Below are 25,667 nucleotides of genomic sequence, written 5' to 3'. Positions count from 1 at the left end.
GCAATTGCATATTGCTTAATAAAGCTGGATAATATTTAAGCAATAAAAACTCAGGGAAAGGCAAATGCAGATGAGAATTTGCCTGGTTCGCTATTAGCCAAAACCAGAGGTCTGAATAATACGCACGGACGTGATGTAGTGGCGGAGGTTGAGAGTGATTACACGTGATTTCTTAATGAAGGCAGATTGTACAACAGCGTTTGGCGCTATTGAGGAATCGCTGCTCTGGTCTCCAGAGCAACGCGCGGCATCCCTGGCCGCTACGCTTGCGTGTCGGCCAGATGACGGGCCGGTGTGGATATTCGGCTACGGCTCGCTGATGTGGAATCCGGCGCTGGAATTTACCGACTCCTGTACCGGTACGCTGGTCGGCTGGCATCGGGCATTTTGTCTGCGCCTGACCGCCGGGCGCGGGACGGCCTGCCAGCCAGGCCGCATGCTGGCGTTGAAAGAGGGCGGGCGCACCACCGGAATCGCCTATCAGTTGCCCGAGACGACGGTTGAAGATGAGCTTTCGCTGCTGTGGAAACGTGAGATGATCACCGGCTGCTATTTGCCCACCTGGTGCAAGCTGGAACTCGACGACGGGCGCACGGTTAACGCGCTGGTCTTTATTATGGATCCCCGCCATCCGCAGTACGAAGCTGACACCAGCGTACAGGTGATAGCACCGTTAATTGCGGCAGCGAGCGGCCCGCTGGGCACCAATGCGCAGTATCTTTTCTCGCTGGATGAAGAGTTACAGAAACTCGGTATGCCCGATGAAGGGCTCAATGAATTGATTAAATATGTTCGCGGTTTACTGGGGATCAACCCACAACCGGGGCTGGCATAAAAAACGCCCGGAAGTTTCGGCTTCCGGGCGCTTAATCAGGCTGCAACATAGCTGATTGAGTGTTCAAGCGACTGGCTGTGGCTGTCAATTAACACATTCCAGGTACCGCTGTAAGGCACTGTAAGATAGGCACTCTCTCTGTTTTGTACGCTCAGAATATCGCTGTTGCTGCTTTGTGCGCTCATTAAATGAATATGGCAGCGCTCTGAGCAACGCACCACCACCGTATCCCCACCAAATAACGTCAAACTTGCCTTAACCATCGCCATCTCAACCCCGAATCTTTCTGTGAATGCACTCCCTGCGACGGATATCCTGCATGTGATGTTGTTCACAAATCACTCATTGATAACACCAAATAGGGAGGGGGAAGATGATGATTTCGATCAACAAATCTGACAACGATTCAACAAAAGTGAGGATTCTCCTGAAACCATTCAGCCTGACGCGTGATTGACCAGATAACGCGCGCCAGCCGGGTATAATCTGCGGCAATCGCCGGTAATTTCAGTAAAGTCGACTAAATGAACGCTTAAAACGTCAGCACCTTGTCAGCGGCCAGCGTCCATTGTGCCAGTTCGACCAGCGTACCCACTTCCACTCCATCAATCAGTGGCAGCGTGGTAATGCCCCGGCCATCGGTGCAGGTTTTGCACAGTTTTACAGGGACGTTTTGCGCGGTGAGGATCTCCAGCATCTGCTGAATGTTGTAGCCTTCCGCAGGTTTTTGCCCACGTAACCCGGCTGTGACCGCATCAGACATCAAAAACAGTTTCAGGTCGAGGTCACCCTGCTGCTCGCGCAGGGCAATGGCCAGGCGCAGACTGTTGAACAGGGATTCACTGCCGTAGGCGGCACCGTTAGCGACGATCACAATATGTTGCATCTCTACTCCTTCAAAAAGGCACGTTTATTGCTTTGGTTAATAAAAGAGACGTTACCGGGAGGGAGCATGATCAATCGTGCTGACACGACACCCGGCGCAATCGAGTGGTTTCGTTATGCGCGCCAGGTTCAGAAAGGTAAGCTTCAACAGCTGGCGCAGCAGGGCCAACTGGTAAGCCAGTTGAGCCATCTGGTACACATGTTACAGTGCGAACGCGGCGCGTCCAACATCTGGTTATGCTCGGGTGGACGTTTATATGAACCTGAACGCCGGGCGAGTGCGGCACTGGTGGATGAGCGGGTGCGCGAATTCTTGCAGCTGCTTGACCCGCAGGCGGTACCTGCCGCATCCGGGCTGTGCCAGCGCATCGCCAGCGCCGTCTGGTCTCTGGAGCAGTTGCCCGATTTGCGCCATGCCATTAATACCCAACGTGTGGATGCCGGTACCGCTACCGCCCGTTATAGTCGGGTGGTACGTCATCTGCTGAGTATTATTCCCCAACTTAATGACACCATCGACAACCCCGCGCTGGTCGGGCGACTCGTGGCACTTTACAGCTTTATGCAGGGCAAAGAGCTGGTGGGGCAGGAACGTGCGCTGGGGGCGCTGGGCTTTACGCTCGGGCAGTTTAGCGACGATCTTCGCCAGCAGTTGGTAGACAGAATTGATGGTCAGCAGCCCTGCTTTGACGGGTTTATAAGTCTGGCAAGCCAGACATTGAAAACGTTGTTCAATGAACACGGGCAGGCGGGCATTGCTATTGAACAGTTGCGTCGCATCGCCTGCACGCGTCAGCCCGCGCCTGACGGCGGCGAGGCGGCACTGCGTTGGTTTAGCCTACAAGCTCAGCGTCTGGAGCAACTTCGCAGCCTTGAGGAATCACTGATAAGCGATCTCATTGCGGAGGTCGTGATATTGCTGCGCGACGATGACGCGCAGGCGCAACACGCTGCACCGCTCGATGATCCTGCCAGCGATAACCTGCTATTCACCCTGGATCGGCAACTGCTGCCGTTGGTGCGCCAACAGGCGCGAGAACTGGAAGTACTCACCGGGCAACTGGCGTCGCTAAAAGAGATGCTCGAAGAGCGCAAAGTGATCGATAAAGCGAAAAGTGTGTTGATGGCGCATCAGCAAATGAATGAAGAGCAGGCATGGCACTGTCTGCGCAAAATGGCGATGGATAAAAATCAGCGCATGGTGGAAGTGGCGCGCGCGCTGTTAACGGTCAGTGCACTCTGGCAGCGCGATCTTTCTGCCTGATTGCACTCTTCGCGAGCAGAGCATGCCTGCTGAAAGTGCATTGAAGGCAGTCGCTCAGCCACGTCAGGCCGATTTCACGGTCATTTACGACCTGGCATCTGAATTGCATTATCACCTGTAAATCATCGGTAGCGGGCCAACGGCGGCCTCAAACCATCAGGATAACGGCGTCCCGCAGTGCGTAAGCACTGCCGGGCGCTTTTTTTTTACATGTGGGAGCAGCTATGGGCGATGCATTTTCACTCTCTCGACGGCGTTTATTGCAGGCAGGGGCGGCATTGGGGGGCGCGATGTTACTGCCGGGTTTGATGCATTCGGCGTGGGCGGCGGGCTCGGATAAGCCTGAGCAGGAGACGGTAAGAGTGGGATTTATCCCGCTAACCGATTGTGCACCGCTGGCAATTGCCTCGCTGAAAGGCTTTGACAAAAAGTACGGTATTACGCTGGTTCCCAGCAAAGAGGCGAGCTGGGCGGCAGTACGCGACAAACTGGTCAATGGCGAGCTGGATGCGGCGCATGTGCTTTATGGGCTGCTTTACGGGCTGGAACTGGGAATCGCCAGTAAGCCGCAGGCGATGGCAAACCTGATGACCCTCAACCGCAACGGGCAGGCCATTACGCTTTCTGCTGAGTTGCAGGAGAAAGGGGGGACTGATCTTCCTGCGCTGAAAAAGCTGATCGGCCAGAGCGCGCCGGGCGCTTATACCTTCGCCCACACCTTCCCGACCGGCACCCACGCCATGTGGCTCTATTACTGGCTGGCGAGCGGCGGTATTCATCCCTTTGACGATGTGCGCACCGTAGTCGTACCGCCGCCGCAGATGGTGATGAACATGCGTATAGGCAACATGGTGGGCTTTTGTGTCGGCGAGCCGTGGAACGCGCGGGCGATTAATGACCGCATCGGCTTCACGGCGGCCACCACCCAGGATATCTGGCCGGAGCACCCGGAGAAAGTGCTTGGCACGCGTCGCGAGTGGGTTGAGCAAAACCCCAATACCAGTCGCGCGTTGGTCGCGGCGCTCATTGACGCCGCCCGCTGGATTGAAGCGTCAGCGGAAAACAAACGTGAAACCGCACAGATCCTCTCGCGTCGTGGCTGGCTGAACACCAAAGAACAGTACCTCACAGGCCGCATGCTGGGTGAATACGATAACGGCATCGGTCGTCGCTGGCAGGATGCGCATCCGATGCGTTTTTACGCCGAGGGCGAAGTGACCTTCCCGTGGATCTCTGACGGGATGTGGTTCTTAACCCAATTTCGCCGCTGGGGACTCCTCAAAACGGAGCCCGATTATCAGGCCATCGCGCAACGCATTAATCGCACGGATATCTGGAAAGAGGCGGCACAGGCGGTCGGCGGCATTACGCCGCCTTCCAGCCTGTTTCGCAGCAGCACACTGATGGACGGAACGGTGTGGAACGGTAGCGACCCGGAAGGGTATGCCCGCAGCTTTGCCATTCAACGTAGAGGAGCCTGAGATGAAACAGACGCAAAATGTCAAACCGGCTGCCGCACCGGCTGTTCCGGGCGAAGTGATTACGCTGCCGCCGGTACAGGTGCGCCGGCGCGCGCCTGCAGCGGGACGCGTGCTGCGCAATATCGCCGAACGTACCGTTCCTGCGGTGCTGGGGCTGGGGTTGTTGGTGCTGGCCTGGCAATTCGCTGCCATTAACAGCAAAGGTTTTCCGACGCCGCTTAGCACACTGGATTCCGCGCTGACGCTGTTTGCTGACCCGTTCTATAACAATGGACCAAACGATGTGGGCGTGGGCTGGAATGTGCTGGCCTCTCTTCAGCGCGTGGCGGTGGGATTTGGCCTCGCGGCGCTGGTGGGTATTCCTCTTGGCTTCCTGATTGGGCGCTTTGTCTTTTTTTCTCGCATGTTTTCGCCGCTGATTGCGCTGCTGCGCCCGGTAAGTCCACTTGCCTGGCTGCCGATTGGCCTCCTTCTGTTCCAGAAAGCGGAGCCTGCGTCCAGCTGGACCATTTTTATCTGCTCGATCTGGCCGATGGTTATTAATACCGCGGAAGGCGTGCGTCGTATTCCGCAGGACTACCTCAACGTCGCGCGCGTGTTACAGCTCTCAGAATGGACGGTAATGCGCAAGATCCTGTTCCCGGCGGTGCTGCCAGCGGTACTAACCGGCGTGCGTCTCTCCATCGGTATTGCCTGGCTGGTGATCGTCGCCGCCGAAATGCTCACCGGTGGGCTGGGGATCGGTTTCTGGATCTGGAATGAGTGGAACAACCTCAACGTCGAAAACATTCTCATTGCCATCGTCATTATTGGCGTGGTTGGGCTGGTGCTGGAGCAGGGGTTGATGCTCATCGCCCGCCGTTTCAGCTGGCAGGATAAATAAGGAGCGCATGATGAAACCCTTAATTCAGGTTCAGGCCGTCAGCCAACGATTCCATACCGCCAGCGGTGAGTTTCTGGCGCTGCAAAACGTGTCATTCGATATCCACGAAGGTGAAACGGTAAGCCTTATCGGCCACTCCGGCTGCGGTAAATCGACGCTGCTTAATCTGATTGCCGGAATAACGCTCCCGACAGAAGGCGGCCTGATTTGCGACAACCGTGAAATTGCGGGCCCGGGCCCGGAGCGCGCCGTCGTTTTCCAGAACCACTCACTGCTGCCGTGGTTAACCTGCTTCGACAACGTGGCGCTGGCGGTGGATCACATGTTTCACAAAAGCATGAGCAAAGCCGAACGCCGCGACTGGATCGTACACAACCTTGAGCGGGTGCAGATGGGCCATGCGCTGCATAAACGTCCGGGAGAAATCTCGGGCGGGATGAAGCAGCGTGTCGGCATAGCCCGCGCGCTGGCGATGAAGCCGAAAGTGCTGTTGATGGATGAGCCGTTTGGCGCACTGGACGCGCTGACCCGCGCACATCTCCAGGACTCGGTAATGCAGATTCAGCAGGCGCTGAATACCACCATTGTGCTGATAACCCACGACGTTGACGAAGCGGTACTGCTTTCTGACCGGGTGTTGATGATGACGAATGGCCCGGCGGCGACGGTCGGTGAAATTCTCGATGTCAACCTTGCGCGCCCGCGCAATCGCGTACTACTGGCCGATGACAGTCGTTACCACCATTTGCGCCAGCAAATTCTCCATTTCCTTTACGAAAAACAGCCCAAAGCGGCGTAAGGGGACGCGTGATGCGAAAACTGGTGATGATTGGCAACGGCATGGCGGCAACCCGGCTGGCTGAGCGGTTGGTGAAGGTCGCGCCCGGGGCGTTTGCCATCACCATAATCGGTGATGAACCCTGTCAGGCCTATAACCGCATCCAGCTTTCACCCGTGCTGAGCGGCGAAAAAGCCTTCAGCCAGACGCTGCTGCAATCGCCTGCCTGGTATACGGAGCACGATATTCACGTGCGGCAGGGCGAGACGGCGCTGCAGGTCTGCACGCAAACGCGGCGTGTTGTTACCACTCATGGTGAGTTGCCGTGGGATGAGCTGGTTTTTACCTGTGGTTCGCTGCCGTTTATGCCGCCGTTTCCGGGCATTGCTTTGCCGCATGTCCACACTTTGCGCACGCTGGCGGATGTGCAGGCCATGCTGGCGACACCCGGTGATACCGTGGTCATCGGCGGCGGTGTGCTGGGCGTGGAAGCGGCGGCGGCACTGGTGTTGAGAGGTGACAACGTCACGTTAGTGCATCGTGGCGACAAATTAATGGAACAGCAGCTCGACAGTCAGGCGAGTCAGTTACTGGTGCAAAACCTGCAAGCGCGAGGGATCCGCTGCGAACTCAACGCGAACGTACGCGCGATTCGCGAGCAGTTTGTTGAACTTAATGATGGCCGTTGTCTGCCCGCTGTGCGCGTCGTTATTGCAGCCGGTGTGCGTCCTAATATTGCCCTGGCAGCACGAAGCGGGATGCATTGCCAGCGTGGGATTGTGGTCAATCGCCAACTGGCAACGGCGGTGCCAGACGTGAGCGCTATCGGTGAATGTTGCGAAATCGACGGGCAAACCTGGGGATTAGTCGCACCTTGTTTGCAACAGGCCGAGGTACTCAGTGCGCGTCTGGCGGGCACTGAGCAGGCGGATTTTCACTGGCAGGATAACGGTACTCGCCTGAAAGTGACCGGTATCGATCTCTTTAGCGCCGGCCCGATAGAGGCGGTTGAAAATGACGACGTCTGGTCTTCATTTGACCCACAAAGCGGCCATTATCGCCGCCTGCTGCTGCGCGATGGCAGGCTTCGCGGCGTATTACTGATGGGCGATTGCACCGCTGCCGCCACGTTTACCGATCTTATCCAATCTCCCCAACCCGCACAGCCGGGCTGGATCTTCGACCAATTCACAGCGCAGCCAACGGCTGAAGGAAGACAAATAATGATCAAACCAACGCTTGCGGTAGTAGGGCACGGCATGGTCGGCCACCATTTTCTACAACAATGTGTGCAGCAAAATCTTCATCAGCGCTATCAGATTGTGGTTTTCGGCGCTGAGCGTTATGCCGCCTATGACCGCGTACATCTCTCGGAATACTTCTCCGGGCGCGATGCGGCGTCATTGTCGCTGGTGGAGGACGATTTCTTCACCGTAAATGGTATTGAATTACGCCTTTCGCAGGCGGTGACGGCCATCGACCCGCAAACACACCTGATTAGCGATGCGCAGGGGCATGAGCTGCACTGGGACAAACTGGTGTTGGCGACCGGCTCCTGGCCATTTGTACCGCCGATCCCCGGCAATGATTTGCCGGGCTGCTTTGTCTATCGCACGCTGGACGACCTGGACGCGATTGCTGCGCATGCAAAAACGGCGACGCGGGGCGTGGTGATTGGCGGCGGTCTGCTGGGGCTGGAGGCCGCCAATGCGCTGCGCCAGTTAGGGCTGGAAACGCACGTGGTTGAGTTCGCGCCTAATCTGATGGCGGTGCAGCTCGATAACGGCGGCGCGGCGATGCTGCGCGAGAAAATCAGTGAACTCGGCGTGGGCGTCCACACCAGTAAGACGACGACCGCGATTGAACACACGGCGGAGGGCCTGACCCTGCGTTTTGCCGACGGCGAAACGCTGCTGACCGACATGGTGGTTTTTTCGGCGGGCATTCGCCCACAGGATACGCTGGCCCGCAGCGCGAACCTGAGCGTGGGAGAACGCGGGGGCATTATCGTGGATAACCACTGCCGCACCTCGGACGCTGATATCTTTGCCATTGGTGAATGCGCGCTGTGGGAGAACAAAATCTTCGGCCTGGTCGCGCCCGGTTACCAGATGGCGCGCACCGTGGCGGCGGTGCTTGCCGGTACAGAACTGCCGTTTACTGGCGCGGATATGAGTACCAAACTGAAGCTGCTGGGCGTGGATGTGGCGTCATTCGGCGACGCGCAGGGGCGCACAACGGGTTGCCAGTGCTATCAATGGGTAGATGGCCCGGCGCAGGTGTACAAAAAAATTGTGGTGAGCGCCGACGGCAAAACGCTGCTCGGCGGTGTGCTGGTGGGTGACGCCAGCGATTACCCTACGCTGCTGCAAATGATGCTTAACGCGATTGCCCTCCCGGCGCAACCCGCATCGCTGATTTTACCGGCGCAGGAAGGCAGTGCGCCGAAAGCGTTGGGCGTAGCGGCATTACCGGATAGCGCGCAAATATGCTCCTGTCATAACGTCAGTAAAGGTGATATCTGCCATGCGGTCGTGGCGGGCGCAACGGAGATGGGGGCCATCAAAAGCTGCACTAAAGCGGCAACGGGCTGCGGCGGATGCAGCACACTGGTGAAACAGGTCATGGAATTTCAGCTTGCACAGCAGGGTGTTGAGGTTAAAAAAGATGTTTGTGAGCACTTTGCGTATTCACGACAGGAGATTTATCACCTGGTACGGGTTAACCGTATCCATACCTTTGAGCAACTGATTACCCGCTACGGTCATGGCGACGGTTGTGAAATCTGTAAACCGCTGGTGGCCTCTGTTCTCGCCTCTTGCTGGAATGACTATTTGCTGAAACCGGCACACTTACCGTTGCAGGATACCAACGATCGTTACTTCGCAAATATCCAGAAAGACGGTACCTATTCCATTGTGCCGCGTATGGCGGCGGGCGAAGTCACGCCGGATGGGCTTATCGCTATCGGAGAGGTGGCTAAACGTTATCAGCTGTACAGCAAAATTACCGGCGGCCAGCGCATTGACCTTTTCGGCGCACGGCTTGAACAGTTGCCCGCCATCTGGCGCGAACTGATTGATGCCGGATTCGAAACCGGTCACGCCTACGGGAAATCCTTACGCACGGTGAAATCATGTGTGGGCTCGACCTGGTGTCGCTACGGCGTGCAGGACTCAACTGCGCTCGCCGTGACGCTGGAGCACCGCTACAAAGGGCTGCGCGCACCGCATAAGATCAAAATGGCGGTGTCGGGATGCACCCGGGAATGCGCGGAAGCGCAGGGTAAAGATGTGGGCGTGATTGCTACCGAAAAAGGCTGGAATCTCTATTTGTGCGGCAATGGCGGCATGAAACCCCGTCATGCCGACCTCTTCGCCAGCGACCTCGATGACGCCACGCTGCTGCGCACCATCGACCGTTTTCTGATGTTCTATATTCGCACTGCCGACCGTTTGCAACGCACCAGCACCTGGATGGATAACCTGGAAGGGGGAATTGACTATCTGCGCGAGGTCATTCTTAAAGATAGCCTCGGTATTGCCGACGATCTGGAACGGGAAATGGCGCGCGTCATCGACAGTTATCAGTGTGAATGGCGTACCACGCTGAACGACCCGCAGCGGCTGGCGTTGTTCCGCTCATACGTTAACAGCGAGATGCCGGATGAGGCCGTGCAGCGCCATGATGTGCGTGGGCAGTTGCAGCCAGTGGAGATGCCGGTTATGCCGGCGCTTAATGTCAGCACAAAACCGTGGCAGGCGATTTGCGCGCTGACCGCGATCCCCGCTCAGGCCGGGATTGGCGCGCGCCTTGGCGAGATGCAAATTGCGTTGTTCCGCTTTGGCGAAAACGTCTATGCCCTTGATAATCTTGAGCCCGGTAGCCAGGCTAACGTCCTGTCACGCGGCCTGCTGGGGGATGCGGCGGGCGAACCCATTGTTATTTCGCCGCTCTACAAACGGCGTATTCGTCTGCGTGATGGCCGACAGTGCGATAGCGGCGAAGCCGTGGTGCGCGCCTGGCCGGTGAAAGTGGAGAACGGCACCGTGTGGGTCAGCAATCAGCCGTTACTGCTGCGCGCGGAGGCCTCATGACTGAAACCCGAACTACATGCCCCTACTGCGGCGTAGGCTGCGGGGTGATTGCTAGCGAAGAGGTGGGCGTGGTCAGCGTGCGTGGCGATGACGCGCATCCGGCCAATTTTGGTCGCCTGTGCGTGAAGGGCGCGGCGCTCGGTGAAACGACGGGACTGTCGGGAAGGTTGTTGCACCCGGAAGTGGCAGGGCAGCGCGTCAACTGGCAACACGCGATCGATGAGGCGGGGGGACGACTGCGGGCGATTATTGAGGAACACGGGCCGCAGGCGGTGGCGTTTTATGCCTCCGGGCAACTGCTGACGGAGGATTATTACGCGGCGAACAAGCTGATGAAGGGATTTATCGGTGCGGCCAATATCGATACCAACTCTCGTCTGTGTATGTCCTCGGCGGTGACGGGCTACAAACGCGCCTTCGGGGCGGATGTGGTGCCGTGTAGCTATGACGATGTTGAAAATAGCGACCTGGTGGTGCTGGTCGGCTCAAATGCCGCGTGGTCGCATCCGGTGCTGTATCAGCGTCTGGTGAAAGCAAAGCAGGCCAATCCGCAGATGCAGGTGGTGGTTATCGACCCGCGCCGCACGGCGACCTGTGATATCGCGGACAGGCATCTGGCGATTGCGCCCGGTAGCGACGCCGGGCTGTTTGTGGGTTTGCTGCGCGAAATTGCGCAGCGGGGGGCATTCGCCCGGCAATATGCGGATGCGCAGGCGGCAAGAGATTCCGCCGAACCCTGGACCGTGGCGCGGGTTGCGGCATTTTGCGGCCTGACGGAGCAGGACGTTAACGATTTTTATACGGCGTTTATCACCGCACCGCGCGCCGTTACGCTCTACACGATGGGCATTAATCAGTCCGCTAGCGGCAGCGATAAATGCAATGCAATTATCAATGTTCACCTGGCCTGCGGGAAATTCGCTCGCCCCGGATGTGGGCCGTTTTCGCTGACCGGGCAACCGAATGCGATGGGCGGTCGGGAGGTTGGCGGCCTGGCGACGATGCTGGCGGCGCACATGAACTTTGAGCCCGACGATCTGGCGCGTGTTGCCCGCTTCTGGGGAACGGAGCGGCTGGCGCAAACGCCGGGGTTGATGGCGGTCGATCTGTTTGCCGCGATTGGGCGTGGTGACGTCAAGGCCGTGTGGATTATGGGGACTAACCCGGCGGTTTCGTTACCGGACAGCCATGCGGTCTGCCAGGCGCTGGCGGCTTGCCCGCTGGTTATCGTTTCTGAGGTGGCCGCCGATACCGACACTTCGCGCTACGCGCATATTCGTTTTCCGGCCCTGAGCTGGGGCGAGAAAAACGGCACGGTGACCAATTCAGAACGACGCATTTCGCGTCAGCGTGCGTTTCTTCCTGCTCCCGGCGAGGCAAAAGCCGACTGGTGGATTATCGCCCAAATGGCGCGCGCGCTGGGCTATGGCGATGCGTTCCGTTGGCAGCATCCCCACGCGGTATTTTGTGAGCACGCCGCACTTTCCGGATTCGAAAACCATGGCAAGCGTGCGTTTGATATTAGCGGTCTGGCGAACCTTACCCGCGCCGAGTGGGACGCACTGGCCCCTGTGCGTTGGCCTGTGCGTGCTGGCGGTGACTCACTGGATCTCCAGCAGGGCTGGCGGGCGGATAAGCGGCTGCGAATGGTGCCCGTGGAACCGCAAACGACCCGGGCGCGCATCGGGCCGCTTTATCCTCTGTTGCTCAATAGCGGTCGTATTCGCGACCAGTGGCACACCATGACCCGCACAGGCACCGTGCCGCGGTTAATGCAGCATATTGCTCAGCCGACGGTCGATGTTTCCGTGCAGGATGCAGATCATTTTCAGCTCCGCGAAGGCGGTTTCGCCCGAATCACCTCGCGACAGGGGGTTATGGTGGCCAAAGTGTCGATTCAGGCAGGACAGCGGCCGGGCGCGCTGTTTGTGCCAATGCACTGGAATGCCTGCTTCGCGCGTCAGGGAAAGGTGAATGCGCTGGTTGACGCGGTGACCGATCCGCACTCCGGCCAGCCGGAAAGCAAACAGGTTGCGGTGCGCATTGCGCCCTGGCAACCGGCGTGGCAAGGGGAACTGATTTCCCGTGAGCCTGTACCGTTACCGAATCACGTACAGTGGTGGCGTAAGGCGATTGACGGCTTACACCACCTGACGCTCTGCGGCGATAAGATTATCTATGATGAGCTACTGCTGTATTGCCAGCAGCGCAACTGGCTGGTACAGACTGCGCGAGCAGGATCGCTTTGCCATTTGCTGGCATGGGATGAGGGCAGATTGATGCTTGGGTTGTGGAGCGCTGAAACATTGCCTGTTATCGAACTGGCGCTGATTACGGCGGCGTTTGATCGCTCGCCACAAACGCCAGCCGAGCGACATGCGTTATTAAATGGCCGCGTCAATGGGCAACCCGCGCAGGGGCGAATTGTCTGTAGCTGCTTTAGCGTGGGGGAGACGCGAATTCGCCAAGCCATCGCCGGGGGATGTACGTCTGTCGATGCATTAGGGCAAAAGCTGAAGTGTGGGACAAACTGTGGGTCATGTGTGCCGGAGTTGAGAGGGTTTATTGGTGATGTGAGCGGACACCCTCACCCCGGCCCTCTCCCTGAGGGAGAGGGAGAAAACGATGCAGATCCTAAACATAAGTGCGATCGGTCCCCTCTCCCTCAGGGAGAGGGTTAGGGTGAGGGTATAGAACCAGAATTTTCCCGAAATCCCCCTTAAAGCTGAAATGGTTAAGCAAACGCGATAAACTAAAAAAATGCTTTTAGTCTCACGTTTTCGTTCTCCATTCTGGTTGTTATTGCTGCTGGCGAGTGCCAGCGGCGCTGCACGTTCATCTTTTATCCAGCAGGCTGAAAACCCTTTCGATAATAATCAGGATAACCTTCCCGATCTCGGGATGGCGAAAGAGAGTAACGAGGGCGAAAAGCACCTTGCCGAAATGGCGAAAGCCTTTGGTGAAGCCAGTATGGTGGACAACGGGCTGGATACCGGCGAGCAGGCGCGAATGTTTGCGCTGTCTAAAATCCGCGATCAGGTGAGCGGTGAGGTGAATCAGGCGCTGGAAAATTGGCTGTCGCCGTGGGGCAATACCAGCGTAGCGCTTCAGGTCGATGATGACGGCGGGTTTACCGGTAGCCACGGCAGCTGGTTTGTGCCGTTGCAGGATCAATGGGATTACCTCACCTGGAGCCAGCTTGGTGTGGCGCAACAGGATGAAGGACTGATCGGCAATGTGGGACTGGGACAGCGCTGGGTCGCCGGTAAATGGTTGCTGGGGTACAACACCTTTTATGACAACTTGCTGGATGAAAATCTCGATCGTGGCGGGTTAGGCGCGGAAGCCTGGGGCGAGTATCTGCGTTTTTCCGCGAACTACTACCAACCGTTGCGAACCTGGTCCAACACAGAAGAGACGCTACAGCAGCGCATGGCGCGCGGCTATGATGTCACCGCGCAGGCGTGGATCCCGTCTTATCATCACATCAACACCAGCCTGAGTCTTGAGCAGTATTTTGGCGATAGTGTCGATCTGTTTCACAGCGGTACGGGCTATCACAACCCGGTCGCTGTTTCACTTGGACTCAACTATACGCCGGTGCCGCTGGTCACCTTCAGCGCGCAGCATAAGCAGGGCGAAAGCGGCGTCAGCCAGAATAATTTGGGGATGAAACTCAACTATCGTTTTGGCGTGCCGCTGAAAAAACAGCTTCAGGCCGATGAAGTGGCGATGACGCGCTCCCTGCGCGGTAGCCGCTACGATAGCCCGGAACGTAATGCCTTGCCGGTGATGGAGTCGCGTCAGCGTAAAGATTTAACCGTCTACCTTGCGACACCGCCGTGGGATCTCAGCGGTGGCGAAACAGTGCAACTTAAGCTGCAAATCCGCAGTCTGCACGGGATTAAATCACTGAGCTGGCAGGGCGATACCCAGGCGCTGAGCCTCACGCCGCCAGCCTCACGTGATAGCGCTGATGGCTGGAGTATTATCATCCCCGCGTGGGATTACAGCGAGGGCGCCAGCAACCGCTGGCATTTGAAAGTGGTGGTTGAGGATAAACACGGTCAGCGTGTGTCGTCGAATGAGATTACTTTGTCACTGACCGAGCCGCTTGTCAGCTTCCCTGAAGAGGGGAACAGCTGGCAAGCAAATCCTTAGAAAATACGTTCCTGATGCACCCAGACGGCCGCTTCGACGCGTGATTTCAGCTTCATTTTCTTCAGCATATGCTTCACGTGAACCTTCACCGTGCTTTCGGTAATGTCGAGGCGACGGGCGATCATTTTATTGGGCAGACCCTGCGCAATCAGTTTCAGGATATCGCGCTCGCGTGGGGTAAGCTGATTGATGTCGCGGTCTGACGTGGCACGGTTAGCACGAAGGCTGGCAGCCAGCACTGGCGTTAAGGCTTCGCTTAATACCATTTCACCGGCTGCGGCCTGTTGCAGCGCTTTCAGCAAGTCTTCCGGTTCCATATCTTTTAACAGATAACCATCTGCGCCGCGCTTCAGGGCGGTGACCACATCTTCTTCATGGTTTGAGACACTGAATACCACCACGCGGCCTGAAAGGCTTTTCTCGCGCAGTTTGTCGAGTGTTTCCAGACCATTCATGCCAGGCATATTGAGATCGAGCAGGATCAGATCGGGATCGAGCGCTTCAGCCAGTTCAATGCCTTGCTCGCCATTGCTGGCTTCGCCAACGACCTGAATATCCGGCGCCATACTGATGAGCTGTTTTACGCCAGTACGGAGCATCGGATGATCGTCAATTAACAGGATAGTTGCCCGTTCCTGATTACTCATGGATATCTCCTTCTTGAGTTGAGAGAGGTTTTTCTGGGATAAACGTAACCACCACTTCGGTGCCGCCGCTTTCACGGCGTCGAACCTGGCAGTCGCCGCGCAGGCTCTGCGCGCGGTCACGCATGATAATGAGTCCGTAATGGTTGCTGCGCTCGGCGTGGACCGGTACGCCGCAGCCGTTGTCCGCCACCACCAGTTTGACCTGATTATCCTGCTGCGTGACGGTAACTTTGACTTCACTGGCCTGCGAATGCTTAAGGGAATTACTCAACGCTTCGCGGGCGATTTGTAAGACGTGGATTGCCTGGTGAGACGGTACATAGCGCGGCGGCAATTGATAATCGAGCTGCACCGGGAAACCAAAGTGCGCGCTGTACTCCTGACAGCTGGCTTCCAGTGCCGGGCGTAAACCCGGCTCGGTGAGCTGAAGCCGGAACGTGGTGAGCAGCTCACGCAATTGCGCCCACGATGTGTTGAGTTCGTTGCGGATTTGCCCCAGCAGCTCGCGGCTTTCTGGCGACAAGTCTGCGCCCTGCATTTGCAGGCAACTCACCTGCATCTTCATACAGGAGAGTGATTGGGCGATGGAGTCATGCAGTTCGCGGGCGATGGTGGCGCGCTCTTCCATCACAATCAGCTGCTGCTGGCGTTCCTGGTGTCGGTCGAGCGCCAGTGTCGCGGTCAACTGTTCCAGCAATGTGTCCACCAGCTGTTGCTGATCGTGGCTGAGCTGACGGCCATGCGGTAGTGTCGCCAGTAAAATACCGTATTGATTATGGCTATCGGTTAAGCGCCATTTCAGCGTGCTGCCGCCGTCCGGCGTCAGGAGATCGTCACGCGGACACAGATAGCAGCCTTTATCATCGCAGGCCATACCGGAATGGCAGCTGAATTCCTGATGATTCTCTTCATCTTCAATATCATATACCCGTACTTCGATTTCGCGCAGCGGCGTCAGGCCCTGCAAACCATTCAACACGGGAGAAATGCGTTCACACAGTGGGGCATTGGCATGCAGGCGGCGATTGGCCTGCCACAGGAACGCGAGAATGGCATTTTTCTGTTCCAGCCCGGCGGTTTTTTCCTGTACCCGGCGTTCGAGCGAAGCGTAACTTTCCGCCAGCTCTTCCGACATATTGTTCAGCGCCATGCCGAGGGTCGCCATTTCATTGCGGCCGCTGATTTGCGCGCGCTGGGTAAAATCGCGATGACTTACCGCGCGCGCCATGCTCAGCAGTTGCTGCCACGGACGCAGCAGGCGGGCGCGCAGCCAGATAACGGTAAACAGCAGCAACAGCGCCATGATCGCCGCCATCGCACGGTGAACCCAAACCACGTGGTGAATACGTTTTTCAGTGGTGTGGTCAAACGCCGTCACCAGTTGGTCGATACGGCCAACAAAATTCGCCACTTCTCCCGCCACGACATCCTGGCTTTGCGCCTGGCGAATCCCCGGGGCGAGGCTGGATTGCCAGTATTGCTGCAGCGCGATCAATTGCTCCTGTTGACCATCGCGGCGGGCGGCCTCTATCAGTTCCGGGCTAAATACGGTGGTGCGCATTTCATCAAACAGCGCGTTGTCATTCTCATTAATGGGAATCGCAGCGAGCAGGCGATAGCTCTGCATACGCAGCGAGCCGGCTTTATTAATGGCGTGTGCGCTGCCCTGGACGCCGTCAACCAGGCGGCCAGAAGTGATCATGCCCGCTACGCCAATGGCGGTAGAAAGCAGGACGATGAGCGCCAGTTGATTAACCAGCGTCAGTGGTGTAAACAGACGTTTAAACATATACAGCAGGATCCCTGACGGGGTGGCTCCCCGGTAGTGGCGTTATTTTCGGCTATCGCCTGGAGTATACCCATACCCCTAAAGGATTACCCCTTAATTGCCATGATAGTAGAGATGTTCGCAAGGGAGGAGTATATCCCTTTCAGCCATGTGAAATATCAGGTCTTTTTACGCAATATCGTCTACTCATAAAGGGTCATGATAGAATTTTGCGCAGAATAATGACGACTTTTCCTTTGATTTATATCAACTTACCTCACGGTGTAAACCCTATTGTGCCAGGGGTTGATATTAATAATCAGAGGTGTCTATGAGTCACTCAACTACCCCGGAACGGGCAAGCGGCGCTGTTATTACTGAATGGCGCCCGGAAGATCCCGAATTTTGGCAGTCGCGCGGTCACCGCGTCGCCAGCCGAAATTTATGGATTTCCGTCCCGTGCTTGCTGTTGGCGTTCTGTGTGTGGATGTTGTTTAGTGCCGTGGCGGTGAATCTACCGAAAGTCGGCTTCCAGTTTACTACCGATCAATTGTTTATGCTGACGGCGCTACCCTCGGTGTCGGGCGCGCTGCTGCGTGTGCCTTACTCCTTTATGGTGCCGCTGGTGGGCGGTCGCCGCTGGACGGCGTTCAGTACCGGGATCCTGATAATCCCTTGCGTGTGGTTAGGATTTGCGGTGCAGGATACCTCTACGCCGTTTAGTACCTTTATCATTATCTCTCTGCTGTGTGGTTTTGCCGGCGCGAACTTCGCGTCCAGCATGGCGAACATCAGCTTCTTCTTCCCGAAAGAGAAACAGGGCGGGGCGCTGGGCATTAACGGCGGTCTGGGTAATATGGGCGTGAGCGTGATGCAGCTGGTTGCACCGCTGGCGATTTCCCTCTCTATCTTTGCGGCGTTTGGTAGTCAGGGCGTTGAACAGCCGGATGGCACTCAGCTTTATCTGGCGAATGTGGCGTGGATTTGGGTGCCGTTCCTGGCCATCTTCACCCTCGCAGCCTGGTTTGGCATGAACGAGCTGGCGGCGTCGAAAGCGTCTCTGCGTGAGCAGTTACCGGTTCTGAAACGCGGCCACCTGTGGATCATGAGCCTGCTGTATCTGGCAACCTTCGGCTCGTTTATCGGTTTCTCTGCCGGTTTCGCGATGCTGTCGAAAACCCAGTTCCCGGAAGTGCAGATCCTGCATTACGCCTTCTTCGGTCCGTTTATCGGCGCGCTGGCACGTTCTGCGGGCGGGGCAATTTCCGACCGTCTGGGCGGGACGCGCGTGACGCTGGTTAACTTTATCCTGATGGCGGTCTTCAGTGCGCTGCTGTTTATGACCCTGCCTGCGGATGGCGTGGGCGGTAACTTCACCGCATTCTTCGCCGTCTTCCTCGTGCTGTTCCTGACCGCCGGGCTGGGTAGCGGTTCCACCTTCCAGATGATCTCCGTTATCTTCCGTAAGCTGACGATGGAGCGCGTTAAAGCGGAAGGCGGTTCTGAAGAGAAAGCGATGCGTGAAGCCGCAACCGATACGGCGGCTGCACTGGGCTTTATTTCAGCGATTGGCGCAATCGGCGGCTTCTTTATTCCAAAAGCCTTCGGAACGTCTCTGGAATTAACCGGTTCTCCGGCTGGGGCGATGAAAGTCTTCCTCGTGTTCTATATTGCCTGCGTATTTATTACGTGGGTGGTATACGGGCGTAAAACTAAAAAATAAGTATGACTTTTTGATTATCAGGCGCGAGGAATCGCGCCTTTTTTTTGACCAGATAAAAGGCGGTATGCCGACGGATAAAAATCATCTACCCCTTAATACCATTAACATCTCTACATGGGATGTTAAATCGCAAAATCCCCATAAAAATCCTTATATAACAGTATGTTAAAAAACAAAAAATACTACCACCAAGGTGGTATATGTAAAATTCCGTGTGATTACTAAGCCGATTCATCTTGATCCCTATCAATTCCCTTCTTCTTTCAGAGCGTTAATTTCGCTGCAAATTCAGCAATGTCGATTTATCAGAGAGCCGACAGGCTCCAAACAGGAGAGACCCGATGAGTAAATTCCTGGACCGGTTTCGCTACTTCAAACAGAAGGGTGAAACTTTTGCCGATGGGCACGGACAGATTCTGAATACCAACCGGGATTGGGAAGATGGATACCGCCAACGCTGGCAGCATGACAAAGTTGTACGTTCTACCCATGGGGTGAACTGTACGGGCTCATGCAGTTGGAAAATCTACGTAAAAAATGGCCTGGTGACCTGGGAAACCCAACAAACCGATTACCCGCGCACCCGCCCGGATTTGCCTAACCACGAGCCACGCGGCTGCCCTCGCGGCGCCAGCTACTCCTGGTACCTCTACAGCGCCAACCGCCTGAAATATCCGTTGATGCGTAAACGCCTGATGAAAATGTGGCGTGAAGCAAAAGTGCAGCACAGCGATCCGGTTGATGCATGGGCGTCCATCATCGAAGATTCTGATAAAGCCAAAAGCTTCAAACAGGCGCGTGGTCGCGGCGGTTTCGTGCGCTCCTCGTGGCAGGAAGTGAATGAGCTGATTGCGGCGTCTAACGTCTATACCGTCAAAACCTACGGCCCTGACCGTGTAGCAGGCTTCTCGCCGATCCCGGCGATGTCGATGGTCTCTTACGCCTCTGGCGCGCGTTACCTGTCGCTGATTGGCGGTACCTGCCTGAGCTTCTACGACTGGTACTGTGACTTACCGCCAGCGTCTCCGCAGACCTGGGGTGAGCAGACGGACGTACCGGAATCGGCCGACTGGTATAACTCTAACTACATCATCGCCTGGGGCTCTAACGTGCCGCAGACGCGTACCCCGGACGCTCACTTCTTCACTGAAGTGCGTTACAAAGGGACCAAAACCGTTGCCATTACCCCGGACTACGCTGAAATCGCCAAACTGTGCGATCTGTGGCTGGCACCGAAGCAGGGTACCGATGCCGCGATGGCGCTGGCGATGGGGCACGTGATGCTACGTGAATTCCACCTCGACAAACCGAGCCAGTACTTCACCGACTACGTTCGCCGTTACACCGACATGCCAATGCTGGTGATGCTGGAAGAGCGTGACGGTTACTACGCGGCGGGTCGCATGTTGCGTGCCGCCGATCTGGTTGATGCGCTGGGTCAGGAAAAGAATCCGGAATGGAAAACCGTCGCCTATGATGAACAGGGTGACATGACCGCGCCGAACGGCTCTATCGGTTTCCGCTGGGGCGATAAAGGCAAATGGAACCTCGAACAGCGTGACGGTAAAACCGGTGAAGACGTTCAACTGCGTCTGAGCCTGCTGGGCAGCCACGATGACATTGCACAGGTTGGTTTCCCGTACTTTGGCGGCGAAGGCACCGAGCACTTCCAGAATGTTGAGCTGGAAAATATCCTGCTGCATAAACTGCCGGTCAAACGCGTTCAACTGGCCGATGGCAGCACCGCGCTGGTAACCACCGTTTATGACCTGACACTGGCGAACTATGGCCTGGAACGCGGTCTGAACGATGAAAACTGCGCCACCAGCTACGACGACATGAAGGCTTACACGCCGGCATGGGCGGAGAAAGTGACGGGCGTTTCTCGTGCACACATCATCCGCGTCGCGCGTGAGTTTGCAGATAACGCCGATAAGACCCATGGCCGTTCGATGATCATCGTCGGTGCGGGTCTGAACCACTGGTATCACCTGGACATGAACTACCGTGGCCTGATCAACATGCTGATCTTCTGCGGTTGCGTCGGTCAGAGCGGCGGCGGCTGGGCACACTATGTGGGCCAGGAAAAACTGCGTCCGCAAACCGGCTGGCAGCCGCTGGCGTTTGCCCTCGACTGGCAGCGTCCGGCGCGTCACATGAACAGCACCTCGTACTTCTATAACCACTCAAGCCAGTGGCGTTACGAAACTGTTACGGCGGAAGAGTTGTTGTCACCGCTGGCGGACAAATCCCGCTATACCGGCCACATGATTGACTTCAACGTGCGCGCCGAACGTATGGGTTGGCTGCCGTCTGCGCCGCAGTTAGGTACTAACCCACTGCGTATCGCCGAAGAAGCGGAAAAAGCGGGCATGAATCCGGTGGATTACACCGTGAAGTCCCTGAAAGAGGGCTCTATTCGCTTTGCGGCTGAACAGCCGGAAAACGGTAAAAACCATCCGCGTAACATGTTCATCTGGCGTTCTAACCTGCTGGGCTCTTCCGGTAAAGGCCATGAGTTCATGCTGAAATATCTGCTGGGTACCGAGCACGGTATTCAGGGGAAAGATCTCGGCAAACAGGGCGGCGTGAAACCGGAAGAAGTGGAATGGCAGGACAACGGCCTCGACGGCAAACTGGATCTGGTGGTCACGCTGGACTTCCGTCTGTCGAGCACCTGTCTCTACTCTGACATCGTGCTGCCAACCGCGACCTGGTATGAAAAAGACGACATGAATACCTCGGATATGCATCCGTTTATTCATCCGCTGTCTGCCGCGGTTGACCCGGCCTGGGAATCGAAAAGCGACTGGGAAATCTACAAAGGTATCGCGAAGAAATTCTCAGAAGTGTGCGTGGGGCATTTAGGCAAAGAAACCGACGTGGTGACGCTGCCAATCCAGCACGACTCCGCTGCCGAACTGGCGCAGCCGCTGGATGTAAAAGACTGGAAAAAAGGCGAGTGTGACCTGATCCCAGGCAAAACCGCGCCGCATATTCTGACCGTTGAGCGTGACTACCCGGCAACTTACGAGCGCTTCACCTCTATCGGCCCGCTGATGGAGAAAATCGGTAACGGCGGTAAAGGCATTGCCTGGAATACTCAGAGCGAGATGGACCTGCTGCGTAAGCTCAACTACACCAAAGCGGATGGCCCGGCGAAAGGTCAGCCGATGCTGAACACGGCGATTGATGCGGCAGAGATGATCCTGACGCTGGCACCGGAAACCAACGGCCAGGTTGCCGTGAAGGCATGGGCCGCACTGGGTGAGTTTACCGGTCGTGACCATAAACATCTGGCGCTGAATAAAGAAGACGAGAAGATTCGCTTCCGCGATATTCAGGCGCAACCGCGCAAAATCATCTCCAGCCCGACCTGGTCTGGCCTCGAAGATGAGCACGTTTCTTATAACGCCGGTTACACCAACGTTCACGAGCTGATCCCGTGGCGTACGCTCTCTGGCCGTCAGCAGCTGTATCAGGATCACCAGTGGATGCGTGATTTCGGGGAAAGCCTGCTGGTTTACCGTCCGCCGATCGACACCCGTTCGGTAAAAGAAGTGATGGGCCAGAAATCCAACGGTAACCCTGAAAAAGCGCTCAACTTCCTGACGCCGCACCAGAAGTGGGGGATCCACTCCACCTACAGTGATAACCTGCTGATGCTGACCTTAGGTCGCGGTGGCCCGGTGGTGTGGATGAGCGAAGTTGATGCTAAATCGCTGGGGATTGCCGATAACGACTGGATTGAAGTCTTCAACAGCAACGGCGCGTTAACTGCCCGTGCGGTTGTCAGCCAGCGTGTGCCGGAAGGGATGACCATGATGTACCACGCGCAGGAACGTATCGTGAACCTGCCGGGTTCAGAAATCACCAGCCAGCGCGGCGGTATTCATAACTCGGTAACGCGTATTACGCCGAAACCGACGCACATGATTGGCGGCTATGCGCAGTTGGCCTACGGCTTTAACTACTACGGCACTGTCGGCTCTAACCGCGATGAGTTTGTTGTGGTTCGTAAGATGAAGAACATTGACTGGTTGGATGGCGAAGGCAATGACCAGGTACAGGAGAGCGTAAAATGAAAATTCGTTCACAAGTCGGCATGGTGCTGAATCTGGATAAGTGCATCGGTTGCCACACCTGTTCAGTCACCTGTAAAAACGTCTGGACCAGCCGTGAAGGCGTGGAGTACGCGTGGTTTAACAACGTGGAAACCAAGCCGGGCCAGGGCTTCCCGACCGACTGGGAAAACCAGGAAAAATATAAAGGCGGTTGGATCCGCAAAATCAACGGCAAAATCCAGCCGCGCATGGGTAACCGTGCATTGCTGCTGGGTAAAATTTTTGCTAACCCGCATCTGCCGGGCCTCGACGATTATTACGAGCCGTTTGATTTTGATTACCAGAATCTGCATACCGCGCCAGAAGGCACAAAAGTGCAGCCGATTGCTCGCCCGCGCTCGCTGATCACCGGTCAGCGTATGGCGAAAATCGAAAAAGGTCCAAACTGGGAAGATGACCTGGGCGGCGAGTTTGAGAAGCTGTCGAAAGACAAAAACTTCGAAAACATGCAGAAGGCGATGTACGGCCAGTTCGAAAACACCTTCATGATGTACCTGCCGCGTCTGTGCGAGCACTGCCTGAACCCGGCCTGTGCGGCGACCTGCCCGAGCGGTGCTATCTACAAGCGTGAAGAAGACGGCATCGTGCTGATCGACCAGGACAAATGCCGTGGCTGGCGTATGTGTATCACCGGCTGCCCGTACAAAAAAATCTACTTCAACTGGAAGAGCGGCAAGTCTGAGAAGTGCATCTTCTGCTACCCGCGTATCGAAGCCGGTCAGCCGACCGTGTGCTCCGAAACCTGCGTAGGCCGTATCCGCTATCTGGGCGTGCTGCTGTATGATGCGGACGCGATTGAACATGCCGCCAGCACCGAGAACGAGAAAGATCTCTATCAGCGTCAACTGGAGGTGTTCCTCGATCCGAACGATCCGAAAGTGATTGAGCAGGCGCTGAAAGATGGCATTCCGCAGGGTGTGATCGAAGCGGCACAGCAGTCACCGGTGTACAAAATGGCCGTTGACTGGAAACTGGCGCTGCCGCTGCACCCGGAATACCGCACGCTGCCAATGGTGTGGTACGTGCCGCCACTGTCACCGATTCAGTCGGCTGCGGATGCGGGCGAACTGGGCAGCAACGGCATTCTGCCGGATGTCGAAAGCCTGCGTATTCCGGTTCAGTATCTGGCGAACCTGCTGACCGCTGGCGATACCCAGCCGGTATTGCTGGCACTGAAACGTATGCTGGCGATGCGCCACTTCAAACGTGCGGAAAACGTCGATGGCGTGGTAGATACCCGCGCGCTGGAAGAAGTTGGCCTGACCGAAGCACAGGCGCAGGAGATGTATCGCTACCTGGCTATCGCCAACTACGAAGACCGTTTCGTGGTGCCGAGCAGCCACCGTGAGCAGGCGCGTGAAGCCTTCCCGGAAAAAAGCGGTTGCGGTTTCAGCTTCGGCGACGGTTGCCACGGTTCAGACAGCAAATTCAACCTGTTCAACAGCCGCCGCATTGATGCTATCGATGTGAGCAGCAAAACGGAGCCGCACGCATGATTGAGCTACTCGTCATCTCGCGTCTGCTCGAATACCCGGATGCTGCCCTGTGGCAGCATCAGGACGAGGTTTTCGAGGCTCTCGCGTCTTCAGCAAAACTCGATAAAGAGGATGCCCAGAAACTGGGCGTTTTCCTGCGCGATTTGACCGCGCAGGATCTTCTCGATGTCCAGGCGAACTACAGCGAGCTCTTTGACCGTGGTCGCGCCACCTCGCTGCTGCTGTTCGAACACGTTCACGGGGAATCCCGCGATCGCGGTCAGGCGATGGTTGACCTAATGAACCAGTATGAGCAGCACGGTTTGCAGCTGGATAGCCGCGAGCTGCCAGATCATCTGCCGCTGTATCTGGAATATCTTGCTCAGTTGCCGGAAAGCGAAGCCATTGGCGGATTGCAGGATATTGCGCCGATTCTGGCGCTGTTAAGCGCGCGTCTGACACAGCGTGAAAGCCGTTATGCGGTGCTGTTCGATACGTTGCTCAAAATGGCTAACAGCCAGGTAGACAGCGACAAAGTGGCAGAAAAAATTGCCGACGAAGCGCGTGATGATACGCCGCAGGCGCTGGACGCGGTCTGGGAAGAAGAGCAGGTAAAATTCTTTGCCGACCAGGGTTGCGGCGAGTCTGAAATTGCGGCTCACCAACGCCGGTTTGCGGGAGCTGTCGCGCCGCAATATCTGAATATCTCTAACGGAGGAGAGCGATAATGCACTTCCTGAATATGTTTCTCTTCGATATCTATCCGTACATTGCGGGTTCGGTATTTCTGATTGGTAGCTGGCTGCGTTATGACTATGGCCAGTACACCTGGCGCGCGGCATCCAGCCAGATGCTGGATCGCAAAGGGATGAACGTGGCGTCGAACCTGTTCCATCTCGGGATTCTGGGGATTTTCGCCGGTCACTTCCTCGGGATGCTGACGCCGCACTGGATGTACGAAGCGTGGCTGCCGATTGAAGTGAAACAGAAAATGGCGATGTTTGCCGGTGGCGCAAGCGGCGTGCTGTGTCTGATTGGCGGCGTATTGCTGCTGAAACGCCGTCTGTTTAGCCCGCGCGTGCGTGCAACCTCTACCGGCGCGGATATTCTGATTCTGACGCTGCTGGTGGTGCAGTGTGCGCTGGGTCTGCTGACCATTCCGTTCTCCGCGCAGCATATGGACGGTAGCGAGATGATGAAACTGGTGGGCTGGGCGCAATCGGTGGTGACCTTCCACGGCGGTGCGTCTGCGCATCTGGATGGCGTGGCGCTAATCTACCGCGTTCACCTGGTGCTTGGCATGACGCTGTTCCTGCTGTTCCCGTTCTCGCGTCTGGTACACATCTGGAGCGTGCCGGTGGAATATCTGACGCGTAAGTATCAGATTGTGCGTGCGCGCCACTAAGCGCGTTTGCATTGACGACAAACCCTGCTTCGGCAGGGTTTTTTTATGGGCACGGTGCGGTGTGAATTGTCGGATGCGCTTCGCTTATCCGACCTACGGGTAACGTGCATTTGTAGGCCCGGTAAACGCAGTGCCACCGGG

17 protein-coding genes are annotated in these 25,667 nt (G+C 56.6%); 13 read left to right on the top strand and 4 right to left on the bottom strand.

The features are described 5' to 3' along the window. The first annotated feature begins 154 nt into the window (after positions 1–154). Positions 155–835 carry a gamma-glutamylcyclotransferase gene (locus F0Q32_RS08700; protein WP_149462726.1) on the top strand — a complete coding sequence of 227 codons (681 nt, stop codon included), beginning with the start codon at positions 155–157 and terminating at the stop codon, positions 833–835. A gap of 35 nt (positions 836–870) precedes the next feature. On the opposite strand, the gene F0Q32_RS08695 is transcribed toward F0Q32_RS08700, so the two are convergent. Continuing rightward, on the bottom strand, positions 871–1,104 hold the full coding sequence (locus F0Q32_RS08695; protein WP_149462869.1) for a DUF1883 domain-containing protein: 234 nt from the start codon (positions 1,102–1,104) through the stop codon (positions 871–873). A 263-nt stretch (positions 1,105–1,367) separates the two neighbouring features. Beyond that, positions 1,368–1,721, bottom strand: coding sequence for a DsrE/DsrF/TusD sulfur relay family protein (locus tag F0Q32_RS08690; RefSeq protein ID WP_149462725.1), 354 nt, complete (start codon positions 1,719–1,721; stop codon positions 1,368–1,370). Positions 1,722–1,787: 66 nt separating this feature from the next. Between F0Q32_RS08690 and nasR the strand changes: the two genes are divergently transcribed. From nasR to F0Q32_RS08655, 7 genes are all read left to right on the top strand, one after another. Then, the gene (gene nasR, locus F0Q32_RS08685; protein WP_149462724.1) at positions 1,788–2,984 is read left to right on the top strand and encodes a nitrate regulatory protein NasR; all 1,197 of its coding nucleotides are present in this window, start codon (positions 1,788–1,790) and stop codon (positions 2,982–2,984) included. A 224-nt stretch (positions 2,985–3,208) separates the two neighbouring features. Beyond that, on the top strand, positions 3,209–4,465 hold the full coding sequence (locus F0Q32_RS08680) for a CmpA/NrtA family ABC transporter substrate-binding protein (RefSeq protein WP_149462723.1): 1,257 nt from the start codon (positions 3,209–3,211) through the stop codon (positions 4,463–4,465). A gap of 1 nt (position 4,466) precedes the next feature. Further along, entirely contained in the window at positions 4,467–5,348 is an 882-nt protein-coding gene (gene ntrB, locus F0Q32_RS08675; RefSeq protein WP_149462722.1) for a nitrate ABC transporter permease, read from the top strand. Between the two features lie 10 nt (positions 5,349–5,358). Further along, a complete protein-coding gene (locus F0Q32_RS08670) occupies positions 5,359–6,147 on the top strand; it encodes an ABC transporter ATP-binding protein (RefSeq protein ID WP_149462868.1) in 789 nt (262 codons plus the stop codon). Between the two features lie 8 nt (positions 6,148–6,155). Then, on the top strand, positions 6,156–10,223 hold the full coding sequence (nirB, locus tag F0Q32_RS08665; protein ID WP_188016842.1) for a nitrite reductase large subunit NirB: 4,068 nt from the start codon (positions 6,156–6,158) through the stop codon (positions 10,221–10,223). Further along, the gene (locus tag F0Q32_RS08660) at positions 10,220–12,904 is read left to right on the top strand and encodes a nitrate reductase (protein WP_255475201.1); all 2,685 of its coding nucleotides are present in this window, start codon (positions 10,220–10,222) and stop codon (positions 12,902–12,904) included. The genes nirB and F0Q32_RS08660 overlap by 4 nt, the downstream gene beginning before the upstream one ends. Before the next feature lie 79 nt (positions 12,905–12,983). Continuing rightward, a complete protein-coding gene (locus F0Q32_RS08655; protein ID WP_149462720.1) occupies positions 12,984–14,384 on the top strand; it encodes a YchO/YchP family invasin in 1,401 nt (466 codons plus the stop codon). On the opposite strand, the gene narL is transcribed toward F0Q32_RS08655, so the two are convergent. After that, positions 14,381–15,031: a two-component system response regulator NarL gene (gene narL / locus F0Q32_RS08650; RefSeq protein ID WP_108477100.1), complete on the bottom strand. Its 651-nt coding sequence runs from the start codon at positions 15,029–15,031 to the stop codon at positions 14,381–14,383. The genes F0Q32_RS08655 and narL overlap by 4 nt on opposite strands. Continuing rightward, a complete protein-coding gene (narX, locus tag F0Q32_RS08645; protein WP_149462719.1) occupies positions 15,024–16,820 on the bottom strand; it encodes a nitrate/nitrite two-component system sensor histidine kinase NarX in 1,797 nt (598 codons plus the stop codon). Before narX ends, narL begins: the two co-directional genes overlap by 8 nt. Positions 16,821–17,130: 310 nt before the next feature. On the opposite strand from narX, the gene F0Q32_RS08640 reads away from it, so the two are divergent. From F0Q32_RS08640 to narI, 5 genes are all read left to right on the top strand, one after another. Beyond that, positions 17,131–18,522 (top strand): NarK family nitrate/nitrite MFS transporter, encoded by a 1,392-nt coding sequence (locus tag F0Q32_RS08640; RefSeq protein ID WP_149462718.1) that lies wholly within the window; start codon positions 17,131–17,133, stop codon positions 18,520–18,522. 341 nt (positions 18,523–18,863) lie between these two features. Further along, on the top strand, positions 18,864–22,607 hold the full coding sequence (locus F0Q32_RS08635; protein ID WP_149462717.1) for a nitrate reductase subunit alpha: 3,744 nt from the start codon (positions 18,864–18,866) through the stop codon (positions 22,605–22,607). Next, entirely contained in the window at positions 22,604–24,142 is a 1,539-nt protein-coding gene (gene narH, locus F0Q32_RS08630) for a nitrate reductase subunit beta (protein ID WP_149462716.1), read from the top strand. The genes F0Q32_RS08635 and narH overlap by 4 nt, the downstream gene beginning before the upstream one ends. Then, complete coding sequence (gene narJ / locus F0Q32_RS08625; protein ID WP_149462715.1) at positions 24,139–24,849, top strand: nitrate reductase molybdenum cofactor assembly chaperone; 711 nt, start codon at positions 24,139–24,141, stop codon at positions 24,847–24,849. The genes narH and narJ overlap by 4 nt, the downstream gene beginning before the upstream one ends. Next, positions 24,849–25,526: a respiratory nitrate reductase subunit gamma gene (gene narI / locus F0Q32_RS08620; RefSeq protein ID WP_108477093.1), complete on the top strand. Its 678-nt coding sequence runs from the start codon at positions 24,849–24,851 to the stop codon at positions 25,524–25,526. Before narJ ends, narI begins: the two co-directional genes overlap by 1 nt. Positions 25,527–25,667 lie beyond the last annotated feature (141 nt).

The organism is Pseudocitrobacter sp. 73 (assembly GCF_008369545.1).
Taxonomy (GTDB): Bacteria; Pseudomonadota; Gammaproteobacteria; order Enterobacterales; family Enterobacteriaceae; genus Pseudocitrobacter; species Pseudocitrobacter vendiensis.
The sequence above is the reverse complement of the archived record's forward strand: the minus strand, read 5'-3'. Positions and strand labels throughout refer to the sequence as shown.